Source organism: Acidobacteriota bacterium, assembly GCA_009838525.1.
Lineage (GTDB): Bacteria > Acidobacteriota > Vicinamibacteria > Vicinamibacterales > UBA8438 > VXRJ01.
On sequence record VXRJ01000012.1, the window covers coordinates 1 to 19,648 of the forward strand.

The 19,648-nt window shown below is 66.5% G+C and carries 20 protein-coding genes and 2 pseudogenes; 8 read left to right on the top strand and 14 right to left on the bottom strand.

Features of this window, described 5'->3' with window-relative positions; all coding sequences use genetic code 11:
• Positions 1–64 precede the first annotated feature (64 nt).
• The gene (locus tag F4Y45_03780) at positions 65–568 is read right to left on the bottom strand and encodes a hypothetical protein (protein ID MXY23628.1); all 504 of its coding nucleotides are present in this window, start codon (positions 566–568) and stop codon (positions 65–67) included.
• A 134-nt stretch (positions 569–702) separates the two neighbouring features.
• Between F4Y45_03780 and F4Y45_03785 the strand changes: the two are divergent.
• A pseudogene (locus tag F4Y45_03785) lies at positions 703–786 on the top strand (PadR family transcriptional regulator).
• A gap of 217 nt (positions 787–1,003) precedes the next feature.
• Here the strand turns inward: F4Y45_03785 and F4Y45_03790 are convergent.
• The 3 genes and pseudogenes from F4Y45_03790 to F4Y45_03800 form a co-directional block, all read right to left on the bottom strand.
• Positions 1,004–2,206, bottom strand: coding sequence for a DUF2442 domain-containing protein (locus F4Y45_03790; GenBank protein MXY23629.1), 1,203 nt, complete (start codon positions 2,204–2,206; stop codon positions 1,004–1,006).
• A gap of 212 nt (positions 2,207–2,418) precedes the next feature.
• On the bottom strand, positions 2,419–2,832 hold the full coding sequence (locus F4Y45_03795) for a helix-turn-helix domain-containing protein (GenBank protein ID MXY23630.1): 414 nt from the start codon (positions 2,830–2,832) through the stop codon (positions 2,419–2,421).
• Positions 2,829–3,200: pseudogene (locus tag F4Y45_03800) on the bottom strand (hypothetical protein). Before F4Y45_03800 ends, F4Y45_03795 begins: the two are co-directional and overlap by 4 nt.
• Before the next feature lie 203 nt (positions 3,201–3,403).
• On the opposite strand from F4Y45_03800, the gene F4Y45_03805 reads away from it, so the two are divergent.
• Both F4Y45_03805 and F4Y45_03810 read left to right on the top strand, forming a co-directional pair.
• Positions 3,404–4,237: a hypothetical protein gene (locus F4Y45_03805; GenBank protein ID MXY23631.1), complete on the top strand. Its 834-nt coding sequence runs from the start codon at positions 3,404–3,406 to the stop codon at positions 4,235–4,237.
• Entirely contained in the window at positions 4,230–5,144 is a 915-nt protein-coding gene (locus F4Y45_03810; protein MXY23632.1) for a nucleotidyl transferase AbiEii/AbiGii toxin family protein, read from the top strand. The genes F4Y45_03805 and F4Y45_03810 overlap by 8 nt, the downstream gene beginning before the upstream one ends.
• A gap of 85 nt (positions 5,145–5,229) precedes the next feature.
• On the opposite strand, the gene F4Y45_03815 is transcribed toward F4Y45_03810, so the two are convergent.
• The gene (locus F4Y45_03815) at positions 5,230–5,643 is read right to left on the bottom strand and encodes a type II toxin-antitoxin system HicB family antitoxin (protein MXY23633.1); all 414 of its coding nucleotides are present in this window, start codon (positions 5,641–5,643) and stop codon (positions 5,230–5,232) included.
• A gap of 259 nt (positions 5,644–5,902) precedes the next feature.
• Between F4Y45_03815 and F4Y45_03820 the strand changes: the two genes are divergently transcribed.
• Both F4Y45_03820 and F4Y45_03825 read left to right on the top strand, forming a co-directional pair.
• Entirely contained in the window at positions 5,903–8,074 is a 2,172-nt protein-coding gene (locus tag F4Y45_03820; protein ID MXY23634.1) for an FtsX-like permease family protein, read from the top strand.
• On the top strand, positions 7,894–8,517 hold the full coding sequence (locus F4Y45_03825) for an FtsX-like permease family protein (protein ID MXY23635.1): 624 nt from the start codon (positions 7,894–7,896) through the stop codon (positions 8,515–8,517). The genes F4Y45_03820 and F4Y45_03825 overlap by 181 nt, the downstream gene beginning before the upstream one ends.
• A 7-nt stretch (positions 8,518–8,524) precedes the next feature.
• On the opposite strand, the gene F4Y45_03830 is transcribed toward F4Y45_03825, so the two are convergent.
• From F4Y45_03830 to F4Y45_03840, 3 genes are all read right to left on the bottom strand, one after another.
• A complete protein-coding gene (locus F4Y45_03830; GenBank protein MXY23636.1) occupies positions 8,525–9,124 on the bottom strand; it encodes a hypothetical protein in 600 nt (199 codons plus the stop codon).
• 23 nt (positions 9,125–9,147) lie between these two features.
• Complete coding sequence (locus F4Y45_03835; GenBank protein ID MXY23637.1) at positions 9,148–10,410, bottom strand: ATP-binding protein; 1,263 nt, start codon at positions 10,408–10,410, stop codon at positions 9,148–9,150.
• A 152-nt stretch (positions 10,411–10,562) separates the two neighbouring features.
• Positions 10,563–10,778 (bottom strand): CopG family transcriptional regulator, encoded by a 216-nt coding sequence (locus tag F4Y45_03840; GenBank protein ID MXY23638.1) that lies wholly within the window; start codon positions 10,776–10,778, stop codon positions 10,563–10,565.
• Between the two features lie 129 nt (positions 10,779–10,907).
• On the opposite strand from F4Y45_03840, the gene F4Y45_03845 reads away from it, so the two are divergent.
• Genes F4Y45_03845 through F4Y45_03855 form a run of 3 tightly spaced genes read left to right on the top strand, consistent with a single transcriptional unit; the run spans position 10,908 to position 12,051 of the window.
• Complete coding sequence (locus tag F4Y45_03845; protein ID MXY23639.1) at positions 10,908–11,132, top strand: AbrB/MazE/SpoVT family DNA-binding domain-containing protein; 225 nt, start codon at positions 10,908–10,910, stop codon at positions 11,130–11,132.
• Positions 11,133–11,135: 3 nt separating this feature from the next.
• Positions 11,136–11,537, top strand: coding sequence for a helix-turn-helix transcriptional regulator (locus tag F4Y45_03850; protein ID MXY23640.1), 402 nt, complete (start codon positions 11,136–11,138; stop codon positions 11,535–11,537).
• Positions 11,530–12,051, top strand: a complete 522-nt coding sequence (locus F4Y45_03855) for a hypothetical protein (protein MXY23641.1) — start codon at positions 11,530–11,532, stop codon at positions 12,049–12,051. Before F4Y45_03850 ends, F4Y45_03855 begins: the two co-directional genes overlap by 8 nt.
• 40 nt (positions 12,052–12,091) lie before the next feature.
• Here the strand turns inward: F4Y45_03855 and F4Y45_03860 are convergent, their stop codons facing one another.
• The 6 genes from F4Y45_03860 to F4Y45_03885 all read right to left on the bottom strand — a co-directional run bounded on the left by F4Y45_03860 (position 12,092) and on the right by F4Y45_03885 (position 19,648).
• Complete coding sequence (locus F4Y45_03860; protein ID MXY23642.1) at positions 12,092–13,234, bottom strand: ATP-binding protein; 1,143 nt, start codon at positions 13,232–13,234, stop codon at positions 12,092–12,094.
• A gap of 91 nt (positions 13,235–13,325) precedes the next feature.
• Positions 13,326–13,859, bottom strand: coding sequence for a cytochrome c (locus F4Y45_03865; protein MXY23643.1), 534 nt, complete (start codon positions 13,857–13,859; stop codon positions 13,326–13,328).
• 85 nt (positions 13,860–13,944) lie between these two features.
• Positions 13,945–15,294 (bottom strand): sulfite dehydrogenase, encoded by a 1,350-nt coding sequence (gene soxC / locus F4Y45_03870; GenBank protein ID MXY23644.1) that lies wholly within the window; start codon positions 15,292–15,294, stop codon positions 13,945–13,947.
• Positions 15,295–15,416: 122 nt separating this feature from the next.
• Positions 15,417–16,082, bottom strand: coding sequence for a DUF4389 domain-containing protein (locus tag F4Y45_03875; protein ID MXY23645.1), 666 nt, complete (start codon positions 16,080–16,082; stop codon positions 15,417–15,419).
• Positions 16,083–16,144: 62 nt separating this feature from the next.
• The gene (locus tag F4Y45_03880) at positions 16,145–17,896 is read right to left on the bottom strand and encodes a hypothetical protein (protein MXY23646.1); all 1,752 of its coding nucleotides are present in this window, start codon (positions 17,894–17,896) and stop codon (positions 16,145–16,147) included.
• Between the two features lie 15 nt (positions 17,897–17,911).
• Positions 17,912–19,648, bottom strand: coding sequence for a hypothetical protein (locus F4Y45_03885; GenBank protein MXY23647.1), 1,737 nt, complete (start codon positions 19,646–19,648; stop codon positions 17,912–17,914).

Below are 19,648 nucleotides of genomic sequence, written 5' to 3' on the forward strand. Positions count from 1 at the left end.
GGGCGGAGGCGGTGCGGGGACGTTCGGAGGCCGACTCGGGCCGCCGCCCGTGCGCTCCTCCAGGCTACGGCGAGGAGGCATACTGTTCTCGTGTCACCTTGAAGGCCGCCGTCGTACAGCGCACGTTCGTCCTGTTGCTGACGCGAACCTGTTCGTCCATGGGCGAGGTCGCCCGCTCGAACTGCCGGCCGAGTTCCCGGCTGCGACGCCGAATCTCCGCATCCGTGGACTCGGGCGAGTCCACGTCCAGCCAGAGCTCCCGCCATTCGGCCTCGAGAACGTTGCACTCCCTTTTCGTGGAACTCAGCACGGCGATCTTGGTTGCGTAGTCGAGCATGAAGTCCGCCGCGATCAGAGCAGCGATCGCCAGACCGAAGCCGATCCGCCAATGTCCCCCGAGCGCGTCCAGCAACGTCGCCATGCTGCCCGAAGCGGCCACGAGCAGGCCGAGACGAATGGACAGATGACGCAAGCGGTACTGGGAACCCATCGCCTCCGCGTAGCGGGCCACCCTGGTCACGTCCAGCAAATCGTTCCAGACAGCGCGCCGGGTCGCCTCCGTCACCATGGCCTTCCCTCCCGAGTCCAACCTCCAGAATACCACCGTCGGTTGGCTTGAAACTGAAGCGGGCGAGGGATGGGACAGAGCGGGTCGAACGCCTTGACCTTCTACACATCGATCCTGTACTACATGTAGAAGTCACGGGCCGCGACGCGAAGTTCTACCGGCTGACGCCGAAGGGCCGGGCGCAGTTGCGGGAACAGACGGAGAGCTGGGCCCGGCTGCCGTCGGCCTCTACAGCCTTCTCAGCTACACGGTGGCACAGCGCCGGAGGGAAATCGGCATGCGCATGGCGCTGCTACTCGGCGTTGGGTTGGTTGCCTGCTGGCTACCGGCGCGTCAGGCCACCCGGATCGATCCGATGGACGTGCTGCGCGGCGCGTAGCCTGCTGAACCGCTACTTCCTGGCGTTCGTCATGATCGCCCGTTCGTTGTGCCGCTTCAGGTGCCGCTTCGCTCCAGGGCCAGCAGTTGCTCGGCGGCATCCGTGCTTCCCGGGCTGATATCGATAGTAGGCCGGGTTGCGAACTCCGAGCCGTAACGCTTCAGAACCCTGTCGACCCAACTGCCGCAGCGAGACTGCAGCGCGTCGACGCGCGCCGTCGTCATCAGGGGGGCGTGCACGTCGCCCGCGTACTCCGATGCCGCGTTGACGAGCGCGTAGGCGTTGGCGCCGAGCGTTTCTTGGTAGCGATGACCCAGCCCGGACAGGTGCGACCCCAGGCGCGACCATCCGTCGCGCCGCGCCCTCTGCCGCGGCAGCCTGGCCGGTGGCTTCACACCGAGAATCTCCAGTATCCCGGCCAGAAAACGCTCCTTCGGCACCAACAGCCGCGTCAGCTTCCGGAGCCTCTCACCGTACTCCGTCCAGTCGAACCGCCGGTGCCCGAACTCCTCGACGAGACGGCCTTCCAGGTTCTGGTCCTTCGCGTGCGTGATCTTCAGCTTGAACGACCGCTCGCCGAAGATCAGGCCGTTGGTGCAGATCCACCGGCAGACGCCGACCTTGAACCCGAGCGCATGGCTGCGGTTGTAGCTGTTGGTCACGCGCAGAAACGGTAGCCACGTGTCCTTCTTCCACGGCGCGAACTCGAGACCGTCCGCCGTCAGGTCGATGTGCGCCCACGACCTCGTCGCCGGCATGGTGACGTTGAACACCTTCAGCCGGGACGTCGCATCGGCGCCGAAGACCAGCGCGAACGCCAGGCTGCCGAGCTCGTACGCACGCGTGTTCGTCACCAGCCGGTAGCCCTCGGGCACGATGGAGAAGATCTCCCGCGTGTCGTCCGCCACGACGGCCCATTGCCGCCGAAACCTGTGACCGGTATCCGACGTACGGACGCGTACCTTCGACACCGGGAAGAACGGCTGATCGACCCCCGGCTCCGCGACCGGCGGAGGAGCGACGGCAACGGCGTTCTCGTACAGGTACTCCGGGGCCAGATCGGCGCCGGTCGGCCACACGATGGTGTCGGCCTCGGCATCGAACTTGAAGCGTCGAAACAGCCCGACGTCCCGCAACGGCTCGAACACTTCGCCCCACAGTTCATGCTCCAGATCGACGACACCCGTCTTGCCGTCCTCGAAGGTAGCGAGAATCTTGTAGTCGCGCAGGTACTCGGCGCCGCAAAGTCTGGGGACCATTGGTCTACTCCAGCGGATCGATCTTCCTCAGCCGCCGCGCCGTCGAATCTCACGCAAGCGGATTCTGACCGGGCGCGGCGGGGATTCTACAGTTGCCTGCTGTCACTTCCTGTCAGTGCGCGAACCAACTGTCCGCGGGCCCTGGTCGAGGGCGGGCGGTTCCATCCGGCCGACCACATCTCCGTGCCCAACGCTGTGATGCCCGCGGAGCCTCAAGGGGCGGACGGCGATTCGAACTGAAGTCGCTGCAATCGTGCCGCCGCGGCTTGTGTCAACGAGACATCCAACCTCACCTGGTCGAACGGCACCCGAGGCACCAGCGTGCCGCCCTGCCCCACCTTCAACTCGACGAGCCCGTAGCGCGCCATCGTCTTGAGCGTCCGCGAGAGGTTCGACTTGTGTCGCCCGGAGAGCTCTGCCAGCTCGGCCAGAGAACTGGGTTTCTTCCCGGCGATCAGCGCCAGCAACTCGCGATTGCGCCCCGAGAGCACTTTGGCGAAGCTCTCGATCGAGGTAAACCAGACCGTCGGCTCGCCCCCGCCAGGCTTGTGCTCGCCCCGCGCGATCGCCATCGTGCGCGCCTTCATCCGGTCGTAGTCGGCGATTCCGATCTTCAGCGTTTTCATCGCAGCGATCCCCTTTTCCTCAGCACGCCGTCCACTTCGTTCCAGAAGTCCTCGAGTAGGGTAGCCGCGTCCTTTTAGTCATACGGTCCGATGCTCAGCAGCCGGTGACGGTGGTCGCTCCGGCGGCGGCGCCGCGTGCCCGTCCCCTGCCGCTCCCTCACCGGGTGCGCATTGTCGAAACCGACGAGCCTCGTGCCATCCGGGGCGTGAAGCGTCAGCGAGTAGCTGAGCCCGTGCGGCCGTTCCACACTCGTCTCGGTTCGCACCACAACGAACTTCACCCAATGTCCGACTTCATCCACGAACAGCGTCTGGCCATGAAGGTCAAGAAGCGTATCCAGCCCAGGATCGCGGTCAGTCGCTGTCATTAATAATGTTATCACTTTCTGACAACGGTAGGCGGCCATTAAGGGTGCAACGCAGCCCCCGGTCCCTGACCGAAACGCCGTCCACGGTCATCGACGAGACCAGCGTTTAGAATTTTTTGTTTTTAATGGCAATAAGCCATGCAGTAGGTGAAAGACAAAATACATCTTGGGAGAAATTTTAATATTGTATAATATTAATGGTTATGAACCATTCAAGAACGCCGCGGCTGAAACCGCTCCTCGATACGGTCCCGCCCGGCTTCCTGGTGGACACACCATGGCTGAAGGCCCGGAGTATCGACCCCAAGTCCATCCACGACTATGTCGCCCGCGGCTGGCTCGAACGCGTCGTCCGCGGCGTGTATCGCCGCCCGGTGCCGGAAACCGGCCGGGGTGGCAACGGCGAGTCCTGGGCCATTCTCCTCCTCTCCCTGCAACGACTCATGAACTACGCCGTGCATCTGGGCGGAGAGAGCGCTCTCGACCTGGCCGGCCATGTGCACTACCTGAGCCTCGGAGGAACGCGGCGGGTGCAGTTCTACGGCGACGTGCCTTCCTGGCTGAAGCGCCTGCCGATGCCGACGGAGATCGTCGTGCGTCGGCGCACGCTCTTCGGCGACGATCCGATAGGCATAGACGAGTCCGAATTCGGGGTCGGGACTGCGATCGATGTATGGCGCTGGCCCATCCAGGTATCGTCGCCCGAGCGCGCCATCCTCGAAGCGCTCGACGAGCTGCCGCGGCACGCGAGCTTCGAGAACCTCGACAGGGTCTTCGAGGGGCTGGAGTCGCTGCGGCCCAGACAGCTCACGGCGCTGCTCGGCACCTGCCGCAGCGTGAAAGTGCGCAGGTTGTTCTTCGTCTTCGCGGACCGGCATCGGCACGCATGGCGCAAGTACCTCGACACCTCGGCTATCGACTTCGGCTCCGGGCCGCGGGCCCTTGTCGAGGGCGGGCGGTTCCATCCGGCCTACCACATCTCCGTGCCCGACGCCCTGATGCCCGCGGAGCCTCAAGGGGCGGACGGCGATGCTTGACCGGTACCTGGCGCAGGTCCGCCTGCTGCTGAGCGTCCTGCCGGACATCGCGCGGGAAACCGCGTTCGCGATCAAGGGCGGCACGGCCATCAACCTGTTCTACCGGGACCTGCCGAGGCTGTCCGTCGATGTCGACCTGATCTGGCTACCCGTGGCGGACCGCCAGTCGTCGCTCCGGGACATCGACGCTGCACTCGACCGCATCGCGGCGGCCATCGCGGGCCGCAACCCTCGGTTCGACGCGCGCCGCATCGCCGGGGGCGGGGGCAGCGACACTCGAGTCATGGTCAACGACGGCCACGTACGGATCAAGATAGAGACGTCCCCGGTAGCGCGGGGAGCCGTGTATAGGGCGCGATCGATGGCGGCGTCCGAGGCGGTGACGGAGCGGTTCGGGTTTGTCGAGGCGAACGTGCTGGCCTTCGACGACCTGTATGGCGGTAAGCTCCACGCGGCACTCGACCGTCGGCACCCGCGCGACCTCTTCGACGTGAAGCTCCTCTACGAGAACGAAGGCCTGACCGACGATCTGTTCCGTGTGTTCATGGTCTACGTGGCGAGTTCGGGCCGACCGATGCACGAACTCCTGGCCCCGGCAACGCCTTTCAACGAGGGCCTCTATGACGATGAGTTCGTCGGCATGACGCGCGAGGCGGTATCCCGGGAGGCCCTCGCCGAGGTAGGCCGGCGCTTGCACGCCGATATCCGATCGCGGCTGCGTGGCGATGTCGCGGAGTTCCTCCTCTCCCTCCACGATGCCGAACCCGACTTCGAACTGATCGGCCTGCCCGAAGCGGCGGACCTTCCGGCCGTTCGCTGGAAGCTGCTCAACCTGAAGAGGCTCAAGGATGCCGATCCCGGGAAGCATGCGGCGCAGCGCGGCGCGCTCGAAACACTGTTCCGGTGACGCCACGCCCTATTTAGCAGCAGCGTCCCGCCCGCGCAGTTCGGTGTCAAGACTTGGCGTCTAGTCGCAGTTCCAGCGCGCACCCTCACGCGTCAACGACCGTTACTTCCAGTCGCCGACCAACGGCCTGAAGCGCCTGCTGCAGCCTGTCTATACGGGAAGCGTGGTGAACATCGAGGACGCGGTCGACCTGTGGCATATGCCAACCGAGCCTCCGCCCAAGTTCAGCCTTTGTAATTCTCTGCTGGTGCATTGCGTTGTACAGCTCGATCTTTGGCACGGCCAATGGTGGAACATCGACCACTACCCTTCCTCTGGAGGGCTGTGGCAGGCGTTGCCGGTCCTTCATGTACGCATCGATCACGGTCAACAGGGCGTCAGATGCCCGTGTCAGAGCTTCTTCCCGTGTGTCCCCAAAGGTATGAGCCTCCGGGAAATCCGGGAAGTCCACGAGTACACGTTCACCCTCGGTCGTCAACCTCACCGGGTAGCGCAACATTCGCCTACGTCTCCTTCTCCGCCCGTCCGGTGTAGAGGCTGATTGAACGTCTCGGACACGCACCCGATGATGGCAACATATCTGTTGCAATGTCAACGTAAATGTTACAGGACCTCCAGCGCGACGGCGACGCCAACAAAATGCCTTGATCTTCTACACGTTGATCCGCTACTACATGTAGAAGTCAGAGGCATACAGCGATGGACACACCCAGGACCGAACTGCCGCTGATTCCGGGGACGGCGGACGGAGATGCGCGGTGAGCTGGTGGGGCCGTCTTTGGAAACGCAGCCGGGCCGAGGACGAGCTGGACCGCGAGCTGCGCGACCACGTGGAGCGGCAGGCGGCCGACCACGTCCGGGCCGGGATGGCGCCGCGGGAGGCGCGCCGGCACGCGCGGCTGGAGTTCGGCGGCCTCGATCAGATCAAGGAGCTGTGCCGCGACGCGCGCGGGACGCGGTGGCTTGAGGAGATCGGGCAGGACGTGCGGTTCACCTTGCGCCTGCTGCTGAAGGACCGTTGGGCGGCGGCGGGGGCGGTGCTTGCGCTCGGGTTGGGTCTGGGGATCTCCAGCGCCGCGTTCACCGCCTACAACGGCCTGCTGCTCCGGAGGCTTCCGGTCGACGACCAGCGGAGCGTCATGGCGCTGGCGATGCGCGACGAGACCGGGGCCGATCAGGCGGTCTCCTACCTCGACTACCGGGACTGGCGCGATGCGGCCGAGAACTTCCGGGACATCGCAGCGTACAGCCAGCCGCCACTGAACGTCTCCGACCCGGGATTGGGCACGCAACAGTTCTACGGGGCGCGCGTGACCGCGAACACGTTCGGCCTCCTCGGCGCCCCGCCAGTGCTGGGCCGCGACTTCCGGCCGGACGACGACCGTCCGGGCGCGCCGCCCGTCGTGCTGCTGGGACACGGCATCTGGACGACCCGCTACGGCGCGGATCCGGACGTCCTCGGCCGCGTCATCCGGGTCAACGATGTCGCCTCGACCGTCATCGGCGTGATGCCCGAGGGCTTCCAGTTTCCGTTCTGGGCGGAACTGTGGCAGCCGCTGTCGCTCACCCCCGGCCTCGCGGAGCAGGAGCGCGACCAGCGGGCCTTCAGTGTCGTCGGCCGCCTCGCGGACGGCGTAAGCCTCGACCAGGCCCAGGCGGATCTCGATGCGGTCACGGCCGGCCTGGTCGGGACGTATCCCGACACGAACGCCGGACTGCGGGCGCACGTCGCCCCCTTCCACGAGTACTTCCACCCGCAGTTTCAGGGGGCGTTGAACGCGGTGCTGGCGGCGGCCGTGCTCGTTCTGCTGATTGCGTGCGCCAACGCCGCCAACCTGCTGCTCGCACGGGCCGCCCGCCGTTCGCGCGAGGTCGGCATGCGGGCTTCGCTGGGCGCGACGCGGGGACGCATCGTGCGCCAACTGCTCGTCGAGAACGGCGTCCTCGCCGGACTCGCAGGCGTGCTCGGTCTCGCGTTCGCCGCGCTCGCGGCCCAACTGCTCTCGATGGGCGTCGAGCCGCTGGATGCTCCCTTCTGGATCGATTTCCCGGTCGACGGCCGCGTGTTGGCGTTCCTGACCCTGGCCTGTCTGGCGACCGTGCCGGTGTTCGGGCTCGCGCCCGCCCTCCACGCGTCGAGCGCCAACGTCCGGGATGTCTCGACCAGCGGGGTGCGCAGTCCGGGCGGCGGGGGTCCGGCGCGCCGCTGGATGGCGTGGCTGGTGACCGTCGAGGTGGCTCTCACCCTGGTGCTGCTGGCCGGCGGCGGGCTGATGGCGCGCAGTCTGCTGACCCTCGCCTACGCGGACCGCATCATCGACCCCGCCGGCATGTCCGCGATTCAGCTCACCCTGCCGGAATCGCGCTACCCGTCGGCGGAGCAACGCCTCGCCTTCTTCCGAACCCTCGACGAGCGGATCGCGTTGACCGCGCCCGCCCTGACCGCCGCCCGGGCCAGCCGGCCGCCGTTCCTGCCCGCGCCGCGCCGCGAGCTCGAGATCGACGGGCGCCCCGTCGCCGGCGATGCCCCTCCGCCGAGGGCGGGCGTCGTCACCGTCTCCGACGCCTACTTCGAGAAGCTGAACCTGGGATTTCTACGTGGACGCACGTTCAACGACCGCGACGGAACCGCCGGCAACGAGACGGCCATCGTCAACCGCCTCCTAGCCGATACGTTCTTCGAGGACGAGGATCCGCTCGGCCAGCGAATCCGCCTGACACCGCGCGCCGGGGCGGCGGAGGATGCCCCGTGGCTAACGATCATCGGCATTTCGCCGACGGTGCGGCAGAGCTTCGGCGCGGCGCCGGCCATCCCGGTCGCCTATCTCCCTACCGTGCGGAACCGCTCCCCTTCACGCAGATTCTCGGGGGTGACGAGCGGCAGACCGCCGCGGCGATCGGCGCGGTGCGCGATCTCGACGCGAACATAGCAGTTCGTGTCTACACGTTAACCACCGTGCTCGGGAACACGCTGTTTCTGCCACGCCTTATAGGTTCGCTGCTCGCCGCGTTCGCATTGATCGCGCTGATCCTGTCGGCCGTCGGCCTGTACGGCGTGTCCGCCTGCGCCGTGACGCAGCGCACGCAGGAGATCGGCGTGCGAATGGCGCTCGGCGCCCGCACCGGTCAGGTGGGCTGGATGGTGTTGCGCCGCGGCCTCGCCCCCCTGGGCATCGGACTCGCCGCCGGCATCTGGGGCGCGCTGACCGTCGGCCGGCTGCTGGAGAGCTGGCTCGTCGACACCGCGCCCACCGATCCGATCACCCAGGCGGCCGTCGCCGTCCTTCTGGGCGGCGTGTCGGTGGCGGCGTGCGTCCGGCCCGCGCGACGCGCGGCGCGGCTCGATCCGGTGGTCGCGCTACGTCACGAGTAGTCCGCGGTCATACCGGGTCGGCGGGAAACCACTCTTGCAGGGTGCGCTGGAGCCTCCTGAACGAACGGTCTTCGCAACGTCTAAGGGATACCCTTTCGGCAATCTGCTGGTACAGAGATGCGCTACGAGCGACGCCTGCCGCGCGCAACGCTGAATGGAACGCGGCTTTCGGACGCGCGGGCTTCGGCGCTCCTTCCCGCAACCAGCCTTCGGTCACCAGCCACTCGCGCAGCGAAGGCGCCCGTCCCGTCCATCCTGCCACGTCGTCCACGTGCGGGGACGGGCTCCACACCCATGCTTCAAGTTCCGGGTCCACAACAACGGCTTTGGCCCGTTCCCCCCAGGCTGAGGTCGCAAGGTGTCCATCGATCTCTCGCTGGAGCTCGTCGCTGGGGGTCGCCTCACGCCCGCTGCCCTCATGATCGAAAAGCAACAAGCCGTGATCGTACTGCGTGGACATGCGGGCCAGGAACGACACTCCCCGCCTCGCGCACGCCGGATCGTGCTGCGGATGAACGAACGTGTCGTAGACAACAGGCCGGATGCTCATCGACTGCGGTCTCGCAAAGAGTCCCTTCAGCGCATGTTCCATGTCCTTGTCAGCCACAAGAACGACCAAATCCCTCCTCGTCACCCCAACACTCCGGATGCAAGCAGGGTGCCAAGATCCGCATCCTCCTGCCACCCGCGGAGCCTGGGGTGTTCAGAACCGAGAACGATGTCGGTAGCACCGTTCTCATCCTTCGCGAAACACAGTACGTCGGCGGTACTCGCAACGCTTAACACGACGGGCGAGTGCGTCGCCAACAGTACTTGGGCGGCGTATACAGAGCGCAGCGAATCGTAGACGGCCGCCACCGCTCCGGGGTGAATCCCGTTCTCCGGCTCCTCTATCAGGTAGACGCCTCGGAGATCAGCGAGGTACGCCGGGAGCGTGAGGGCCGTCAGTCTGAGGGTACCGTCGGAGACAAGCCACGACGGAACGCTCAAACCGCCTGCATATTCGTAGGTCATGTAGCAGTGGCGGTCCTCTGGACGTTCTATGGTCTTGATGTCTATCAGGTCGGGAAGCGCTGTGCGCAGGTGCCTTATCCAGGCCTGGTGCCGGTCCGGATCGTTTTCCCGAAGCCGGGCCACGACCCACGAGAGATTCGATCCATCCGGAAGGAAGCCCGCGACGCGCGTCGGTGGACTGGGCTGTCTGATCTCTCGGCTGTTGAGCATGAATCGCTGGATCCCGGAACCGAGGTACTGGCGAAACCACGTCGCGATGGGAAAGGATGCTTCATCCGCCGGGAGGTTGCCGAGCGCCGACCTCATTGGGCCGAGCCTGAACGACGGCGCCCAGCTTCGGTCCGACCGCTTGGTCTCGTTGTAGAAGTTGTCGTTCCCACCGAAAACCTTGTTGATCAGCACCTTGTTGTCACGCTGCCGGATGCCAACCTGCAAGGACACCGGCAATGAGGGTGGAAGCTCTGGAAACAACTCACGCTGCGGCGGCTTGGACACCTCCGCCTTCTTCCTGAGCACGAGCGTTTCAGCCTTGAACTCAAACTGGCGGTCCGTGTCGTCGAAGCCGATGGTGACTTGATACCGAACCGTGTCCAGACTCGGGTTCAGTGCCAGTTGGCGAAGTTGATCCGGCACCGCGGCTTCCACCGCTAGTTCGAGGCGAGTCCCCTGGCGGCGAAACAGCAGATCACGAGGGTCCGGAGCGCGGTCCGCCAACGCATTCTCCAGGCCATTCGACACGACGTCGCCAAGAAAGCCGATGACGTCCAAGAAGGTCGTCTTGCCCGAGGCGTTCGGACCAACCAAGACGTGAAACGGCGACAGGGGCCGCGCGACGTACCTCAAGCTGCGATAGTTCAGCGCTTCGACCAGGGTGATCACGATCGGCTCCTACAGCGGTGTCAGCGTATCACTCACGCCTTCGGCGGCCTCGATGAGCAGATGGTGCTCCTCAAGCACCAACTGGAGGATGTCAAGACAGAACCTGCGGTTCGCGGAGGCGGCGACCTGGACATTCGTGTCCAGCAGTGTCCTCACGAGACCTCGTTGAACACGTCTTCGTCGGTCAACCAGCCGTGGGCTTCAGCGAACGGCCCGACACGACGCCGCAGTTGTCCGACTCGCGTGATCGCGAGGTGGCGCCGAACGGCTTCCCGAACGAAGGCGCTCTTGCCGGCGCCGGTTTGTGCCGCCACGTTGCGCAATTCCTCGTCCAGTCTGTCGTCGATGCGAATCGTGAGGGTGGCCACGCGCGGCAAAGTACTACAGCGGTAATCCGGACGCCAGTGCTCCCATCTCCCGTCAAGGGCCTTCAGACTGGAGACGTACAGAAATACGTGCACAAACAACAAGACAGAATTCTCGATAGCATCAGAGACATGGAGATAGCGAGGATTACGGCACGCGGCCAGACGACGATTCCCAAACGCATTCGAGTTGGCGCTGGTCTGCGCGAAGGAGACGTCGTCGCCTTTGAGATCGAGGGCGATCACCTGATCGTGCGGAAGGTTGCGACAGATCAGGACGCGTACCTGCGGGGCCTCTCAGCAACCATGAGCGAATGGGTGTCGCCGGAGGATGAGGAAGCCTGGCGTGACTTGTGATCGATTCGATGTCGCCCCTGCGGCGGTCGCCAGTTCCCAGTTGCACCCCGGATAGCCAATCGGCTATATGCTTGGCAGGTGATCCTTCGCAATCTCGTCCGGGAGGCGCGCAAGCGTGCCGGTTTGACGCAGGCGGAACTGGGCCGCCGGGCCGGAGTGCCGCAGTCGACAATCGCCCGCATTGAGTCTGGCGCCCGTACCCCGTCCACCGACATGGTCGAGCGGCTTGTGCGCGCCGCGGGTTTCGAACCCCGAGTGAGTCTCGGCGAACCCGACCCCGAAACCGTTTCGCTATTCTCGCAGACTCTCCGCCGGACCCCCGCCCAACGCCTGGCCGACGCTACCCGGGCAGCGCGGTTCGTCCTGCACGGGCGCCAGCAGTTGCGCGAGCGAAGCCGTGGGTAAACCGACGTTCGACCCGGCCGCGGTGCTGGCGGTACTGCACGATGCCGACGTCCGGTTCGTCCTGATCGGCGGGATGGCGGCGGTCCTGCACGGCGACGTGGGGGTGACCGTCGATATCGACATCGCGCCAGCGTACGATCCCGACAACCTGGAACGGCTTGCCGCTGCCCTGCGGGCGCTCGAAGCGCGCATTCGCGCCGACGGCGTCCCGGAAGGTCTCCCCTTCGACTGCTCGGCGGGATTCCTGCGCAAATCAGGGCCGGACGCTCTCCTCAGCCTGACCACGAGAGCGGGAGCGTTGGACGTCGCGTTTATCCCGGCCGGAACGACCGGCTACGAGGACCTGAAGAGAGACGCGGTGACGATGGAGCCGGCCAGGGGCCTCTCCATTTCCGTGGCGTCGCTGGCCGACATCATCCGTTCGAAGCAAGCCGCTGACAGGGAGAAGGACCGGCAGGCGCTGCCGAGGCTACAGGCGCTTCTCGAGCAGGTCTCAAGCCCGCTCAGCGAGTGAGCAGCGCCACGGTGTCGAGCAGGAACCGGTGCGCCACGCGTCACCCGAGGATGGTGCCGTCCCACAACTCCTGCAGGAACCGCTGTACGGGCACAATCTCGACGCCGTGGTCGTCCCGACGGCGACGGAGCTCGTGGCAGACCACCAGTTTCCGATCGAGAGGAACCTCCTCGGCCAGAGCGAGCAGACCTTTGTAGTCGCGGACCGAGACCCGTGACTTGGCCTTGACCTCGATGGCGACCGCATCGCCGATGACAAGGTCGACCTCGAACTGCGACCGGCTGCGCCAATAGGTCAGCGGGTCATCGCGGCCACGATAGTCGAGCCAGCTTCGCACCTCCAGAAACACGAGATGCTCCAGCGCGCGGCCATACGCGTCGGATCCCGGCTCGATGACGCCGGTGCGGCGCAGGGTGTTGGCGACTCCGACGTCAAAGAAGTAGAACTTGGCCGTCGCCACTGGCTTCCGGGTGCGGGTGCCGCGAAACGCGGGAAGCTGCTCGCCGACGAGGGTGTCCTCGAGAATCCGATAGTGCTCGCGCACGGTGCTTGGGGCGAGACCCGCATCCGAGGCGACGTTCGCGAAATTGACCTGCTCCCCGTTGGTCAGGCCCGCCACGTCGAGAAAGCGGCCGAAGTTGCCGATCGAGCGAGTGAGCCCTTCGGCCTGCACTTCCTCCCTCAGGTACGTCCCGACGTACGCCCGGAGATCGTCCCGCCACGCGGGCGCGTCGAGAAACCCCGGCAGGCCGCCTCGGTTCACGCGATCCAGCAGTCGGTCGTCACTGACCTCCGGCGACACCAGCGGGTGCAGCCGCGCCACGCGCGCACGGCCCGCGAGCAGGTTGGCGCCGCCCCGCTTGAGCTTGCGCGCGCTGCTGCCGGTCAGCACGAATCGGAGCGACCGGTTCCGCTCGATCAGCAGATGAATCTCGTCCAGGAGCGACGGGCATTTCTGGATCTCGTCGACGACCACGATCTCGCGGCGTGGGTCCAACGTCTGCCGCAGAAGTTCGGGACGGCTGTTCAGTTGCCGGAACGTGTCGGCTTCGAGCAGGTCGTAGAACGCCGCCTCGGGGAACGTCCGGCGGACGAGCGTGCTCTTGCCGGTCTGGCGGGGGCCGAGCAGGAAGACGGAGCGGTCCTTGACGAGGGTCCGCAGATCCAGGACGCGGCGGTACATATCCGCGCCATTATCGCTGAATTACATGAAATACAGCAACTACTACGCTGATATGCAGAGCCTCCCGGCTCCGGCGGACAACACGAGCGAATTACCGATCCGGTTCGATCTGGAATCCCCGCCGCGTCTCCGGCGTCCACGTGCCGGGCATCACGTAGTCGTCCCGGCGCGGCATCCGGACTTGCGGCAGGGTCTGCGCATCCAGGATGGTTTCCTCCGAGATGATCCCGTTGCGGAAGAGTAGGTACGCGGTCACCGCGTAGGTTTCGTCGTCGGTGAGGATGCCCGGCCGGTCGTAGGGCATGACGCGGCGGATGTAGTCCCAGATACTGGGTGCGAACGGCCAGTGCAGGATCGGCCAGTAGTTGGTGCGGGTGGTGACGTCGCCGCCCACGAGGGGGATGGAGGGGCCCTCCTCAGCCGTCGGGCCGTGGCAGGTCGAGCAGCCCCGGCGCGCGAAGACCATCGCGCCCTCGGCCGCGTTGCCGCTCCCCTCGGGGAGGTCGGCGCCGTCCGGCCCGACGATGACGTCGCGCATCTCGCCCGCGCTGGGAGGACGGCCGAGCCCGGCGAGGGGTCCCTCCTGCTGGGCGTGAGCCGCGCCGCCGAACAGGACGGCCGCCATGACAGCCCCCGCGACAAGCGCGTTCACGATGCGCAGGCTCGCGACGCGTGGGCCGGCGACGGGCGGGCACGCCCCGTGCAGGCCGCTACGCGTGGACGTCGACGACGACGTCGGTCGGCTCCAGCCCGTTCGTGACCTTGCCATCGGAACCTACCTTCCACGGCTGAATCCAGTTGCAGTGGCCGAGCTGGCTCTGGATGGTCCCGTAGAGCTGTCCCCGCGTGAGACCCCAGTAGCGCGCGTACTCGGCTTCGGTCGGCTGAAGCTGGTCCCGCTCGTCGAGGCACCGCGACTGCAACACCGTTTCCTCGCCGTTCCAGCGCCACGGCAGGCAGAAGCGGGTGTGGGCCTTCGAGTGGACCGGGCCGACCAGCTCTGCCTCCTGATAGGTCGCGCCGCCGTCGGTCGAGACGTCGACGCGGGTGACCTTGCCGCTGCCCGACCACGCCAGCCCGCTGATGGCGTAGGCGCCGTGCGCGGGCAGTTCGTTACCGCCCGACGGGTGCGTGATGACCGAGTTGGGCCCGAAGTCGTAGCTGTCCCGCTGCGTCTTCGGATCCGGGGTCAGGAAGCGCGAATGCTCCTGGAACGACAGGTAGGGCTGGTCGACCACCTTGATGCGCTTCAGCCACTTGACGTTGTAGATGCCCTCGAACCCCGGCACGAGGAGCCGCAGCGGGTAGCCGTGGTCGGGCCGCACCGGCTCGCCGTTCTGGCCGTAGGCGACGAGGACGTCGTCGAGCGCCTTGGCGAGGGGCACGCTCTTGGTGTGCTTCCCGCCGTCGACCGCCTCCGCGATGATCCACGACGCGCCGTTCCGCACGCCGACCGCGTCGAGCAGGACCGACAGCGGCACCCCGGTCCACTCGCTGCACCCCATGCGGCCGTGTGTCGCGGTCACGGTCTCGCCGCGGGGGTTCGGCCGGTTGCCAACACACTCCAGGAAGTGGATGCGCGTGACGAACGGCATACGGTGCAGCTCGGCCATCGTGAACACGAGCGGCCGGTCGACCATCCCCTCGACCATCAGCGTGTGCTCGGCCGGATTGATGTCCGGGATGCCGTAGTAGTGCTGCGTCGTGAAGTGGAGCGACGTCGGCGTGATGGTTCCGGTCAGCTCGGCCAGCGGCGTGCGCGCGCTGGGCCGCTGCGGGTTGGGCCGGATGCGGGGGGTCTGGCTGTGGCTCCGCCCCTCGATCTCGCGGGTGGTGGTGACGAAGCGCGAGCGCCGACCGTAGAGCACGCTCTCGATGTCGTTGTTGTCGGCGATCACCGGGACCTGCGCCGCCGCCGCGGACGAACCGCCGGCGAACTCCAGGGCCGGGGCCGTGGCAACCAGGCCGGCCGCCGCCGCGCCCTTCGTGAGAAACCGCCGCCGGCTGGGCCGCTCGCTGGGCTGCGCGCTCAGCCGCTGGCTCGGTTGTTTGCCGCTCATGGTGTCCTCCTCACGATCCGTCGCTTCGCTTCACGGGCCATCATACTCTCCATGACTGGCGTCCGCATCCGGCAGATTCTCCACCCGGGAACGGCGCCTTCCGGCTCGCCGAGCCCTAGCAGCTACGGGTCGAGACGGAACGGGGGGTAGCGGTCGGTTACCAGCAGGAGCATGTACGCCTGCACCCGCAGCGACCAGCGCGTCACACCGACAACAAAGCCGAAGAGCCCCCGCGGATAGCGGCCGGTGATGAGGATGGCGAACCAGGCGATCACGGTCACCACCAGGCCGAAGACTGAGAGCAAGGCCAGCAGCAGGAAGTGGGGAATCGCGAGCAGCCACTTGATCAACGGCAGCCACCGGTTGAGGTCGCGCGCGGCGTCCGGATAGTCGATGTCCAGATGAACGGCCTGCTGGTCGTCCGTGGAGGGGTACTCGTCGCGGAGCAGAAACAGGTAGACGGCGACACGAGTCGAGAAACGCATGAGTTCGAGATTCCAGTCGAACCACCAGCGGGGGTACTTGCGCCGGAACAGAATCATGAGCAGCGCCGGCAGGAATACGACGCCGCCCGCGTAGACCACTGCCGACCAGCCGTCCGCCCCGCTGTCGATCTCGGTCGGTTGAGCCGCGCCCCCCGTCAGCAGCGTGGTAACCGCGGCGATGGGAATCACCAGCACTAAGCGGAACGCCGTGGTGAGACGGCTCAGGCCACCTTCCGGATAGTCGATCTCCAACCTGAGCGGATATGCGGGCGCCGGCGGCGGGCTCGTGTGTTCTTCAGTCATGAGGGCCTCGCCGCCAACCTATCACGCCCAAGCGCGAGATCAAGCAGGTTTCGGACGGCTTGTCACGGCTGCGCGGACTCCACGCGCACCGTGATGACGTCGGTGTCGTGGAACTGGCTGTGGCGCACCGACGAGGCGTAGTGCCGCAGCAGACGCAGGGACACTTCCTGCTCCACCAGGCCGCTCACGGCGCGCTCGCTGAGGACCGCCATCTGGTCCTCCAGGTTTGTCTCGTCAGTGGCGGCGATGAACTCCAGCACGGCGGCATCCCCCTCGCCGCGGGCGATCAGCAGCATGCGCCGGTCGCCTCCGGGCGGGCGTTCCGCGTCCTTCCCGCTCAACAGCAGGAGCGTCTCCTCGCCCACCGCGCGGACCCGCTCGACCATTTCCTCGTCCCAGCCGCGCCGCGCGCCGAGCTTCGCGAGGAACGTGTCGAGCTTCGGAAACGCCTCAGGGCTCAGGTCGACCCGCAGGCGCTGGCGGCGCGCTCCCGTGAACTCCTGGAACAGCGTCAACGCGATTACCGTCGTCCCGCCGACGGTCACGGCGTTGGCGAGCAGATCGCTCCATTGGCCCTGGAAGAACTCGGGAAAGATCCAGTCGAGCTGAAACGCAACGCCGATCCAGAAGGCCAGACCGACGATGAGACCCTTCCGGCCGTCGAGGCCATCGTGCTGGAGGATCTGGATGCCGAAGACGAACAGCAGCGCCACGATGAGGATGAAATAGGCGGCGACCACCGGCCCGGGAATCGCGATGACGAGAGCCATGAACTTCGGCACGAACGCCATCACGACGAAGACGACCCCGATGCAGGCGCCCACGGACCGGGCCGCCACGCCGGTGAGTTCCACGAGGGAGATGCCCGTGGCGTACGTCGTGTTCGGCAGCGTGCCTGCGAGACCGGACAGCAGGTTGCCGACCCCGTCGGCCGTCATGGCGCCCTGGATCGAACGAAAATCGACGGCGCGCGGCTTGCGCCACGATACGCGCTGGGTGGCGATGGCGTCGCCGAGCGTGTCCATGGCCCCCACCAGCGTCACCATTACGAACGCCGGCAGAAGCGCCCAGAACGCCGGCCCGAACCCGAGATCGAGGCCGGGATAGGCAAGCTCCGGCAAGCCGATCCAGGCCGCCTCGAGCACGCGCTGCGTATCGTAGATCCCGAAAGCGAATCCGCCCGTCGCGCTGCCCACGATGATGGCGAGAATCGGCCCCCACAGCCGCCACGCGCCGCGCGCCCGGAGCGCGGCCACGACCGTACAGAGCAGCGTCACGCCCGCCGTGACCGGCGCCGCCAGGGGCGAGGCTCCCTCCGGCACGTCGACGAGCTTGCCCAGGAAGACCGGCGCCAACGTCACCGGGATCAGCATGATGACGGTGCCGGCTACCGTGGGCGTGAAGATCCGCCGCAGCGCCGACAGCCGCGCCGCGAGGGCGAACTGGACCATCGACGACACGATGATCAGCGTCGCCAGCAGTCCGGGACCGCCCTGCTCCAGCGCCGAGATGCAGACGGCGAGAAAGGCGCTGCTGCTGCCCATCAGAATCACGTAGCGGGCGCCGACGCGCCCGAGGCCCAGGGCCTGGATGGCGGTCGTGATCCCGCTGATGACCAGCGCCGCGAAGACCGCCCAGGAGAGATAGGCATCGCTGCCGCCCGCCATCGTGATCAGGATGGTCGGGCTCAGCACGATGCTCGGGACGGCGACCATCGCGTACTGCGCCGCGAGCCCGAGCGAGAGCACGCCGGGCGGCGTCTCGTCGGGCTCGTAGCGAACGTCTCGCCGTTCTTCGGCGCTGCTGGTTGCCATCGGTCGATCTCCCCTTCAGACCAACGGACGGGTGTCCACGGTCACTGTCAGCACGTCCAGATCGTAGAACTGTTCGTGTCGTACGTCTTTCGCCACGTGCCGGAGCAGGCGCGCCCCAACCTCCTCGAGCACCACGCGATCCTCCTTCAGTTCACTCAGCCGGAGTTCCAGGTTGGCGCTGTCGGGACCGCTGACGAACTCGATCTCGAGCACGTCTTCCACCGGCCGGGCCGCGACCCGGACGGGCTGGGGCGCGGATTCGTCCTGCCGTTCGAGCAGATACAGGAAGGCCTCCTCCCCCGCCAGCTCCAGGCGGTTCGTGGCCGTCTCGTCCCAGCCCGCGCGTTCCGCGGCAACGTCCAGGGCGGCGCGCAACTTCGAGACCGACCGCACGCTGGGTTCCAGTACGACCGCCCGGGCGCGACGCCGAAACGACGTCAACAGCGTGAGAGTCATGGCGACGATTCCGCCGCTCGCCATGCCGTTGTCGAGGATGCCCCGCGACCATTCCGGCAGATGGTCGGGAAAGATGACCCCGTACTGGAAGCCCAGACCCACCCAGAACGAGATGCAGACGATGAGCCCCTTCTCGTAGTCGAACCCGCCCGCCGTGACCATTCGCATGCCCTGGCGGAACAGCAGCACGATGAAGATGAAGATGTACGCGCCGGCGACCGCATCCGGCACCATCTGCAGCAGCGCCGGCAACAGCGGAACGAACCCGGCCAGGACGATGATGATCCCGCCGAAGAGGGCGACCCGCCGCGCCGCGACGCCGGTCAGGTCGGCAATGGAGATGCTGCTGGAATAGGTCGTGTTCGGAACCGTGCCGGCAAGGCCGGAGAGCAGGTTGCCGACCCCGTCCGCGTTCAGCGCGCGCTGAACGACCTTGAAGTCCACCGGCACCAGGGTGCGGTGGGATACGCGCTGGATGGCGATGGCGTCGCCGTAGGTCTCCAGCGCCCCGATGATCGTGACGATGATGAAGGGGATGAGGAGAGTCCAGAACCGGGCGTCGAACGACAGATCCATACCCGGCCAGCCGGCCCGGGGCAGTCCGAACCAGGCCGCTTCGAGGACCGGCGTCCAGTTCAGCATGCCGAGCAGGCCCGCGAGGGTGGTGCCAATGACGATGCCGATGAGCGGCGCCCACAGGCGTGTTGCGCCGCTCGCATAGAGCGAGACCAGCGTGATCGTCACGAACGTTACGAGGGCAACCAGCGGTATGCCCAGGTGGAGGGAGTCGACCCCGGGGGGAACGCCCGCCAGCAGGTCGGTCGTAATGGGAAAGACATTGACGGCGAGCAGCATGATCACCGTGCCGCCGACGGTGGGGGTTATCAGCCTGCGAAAGAGCGACAGGCGTGCGGAGAAGAAGAACTGCACCAGCGCGGAGGCGGCCACGAGCGTCGCCAGCAGGGGCAGGCCGCCGGCAATGATGGCCGCCGCCGAGACCCCGATGAACGCGGCGGACGTCCCCATGTAGAGGGGATACCCGGCGCCGATCGGCCCCGCCGGCCGGGCCTGCAGGATCGTCGCGAGGCCGCTGACCACCAGCGCCGCAAACACCGTCCACTCCACTCCCGCCGGATAGTTCGCGGCGTTGAGCACGATGATCGGCGTGATGATGATGCCGGTCAGGACGAGCGTCACGACCTGCAGGCTGAGTCCGAGCGTGAGCCCCAGCGACGGCAATTCGTCGACGGCGTAGCGCAGACGGGGATTCGAGGTCGGTTCCTGCGATTCGCTCAT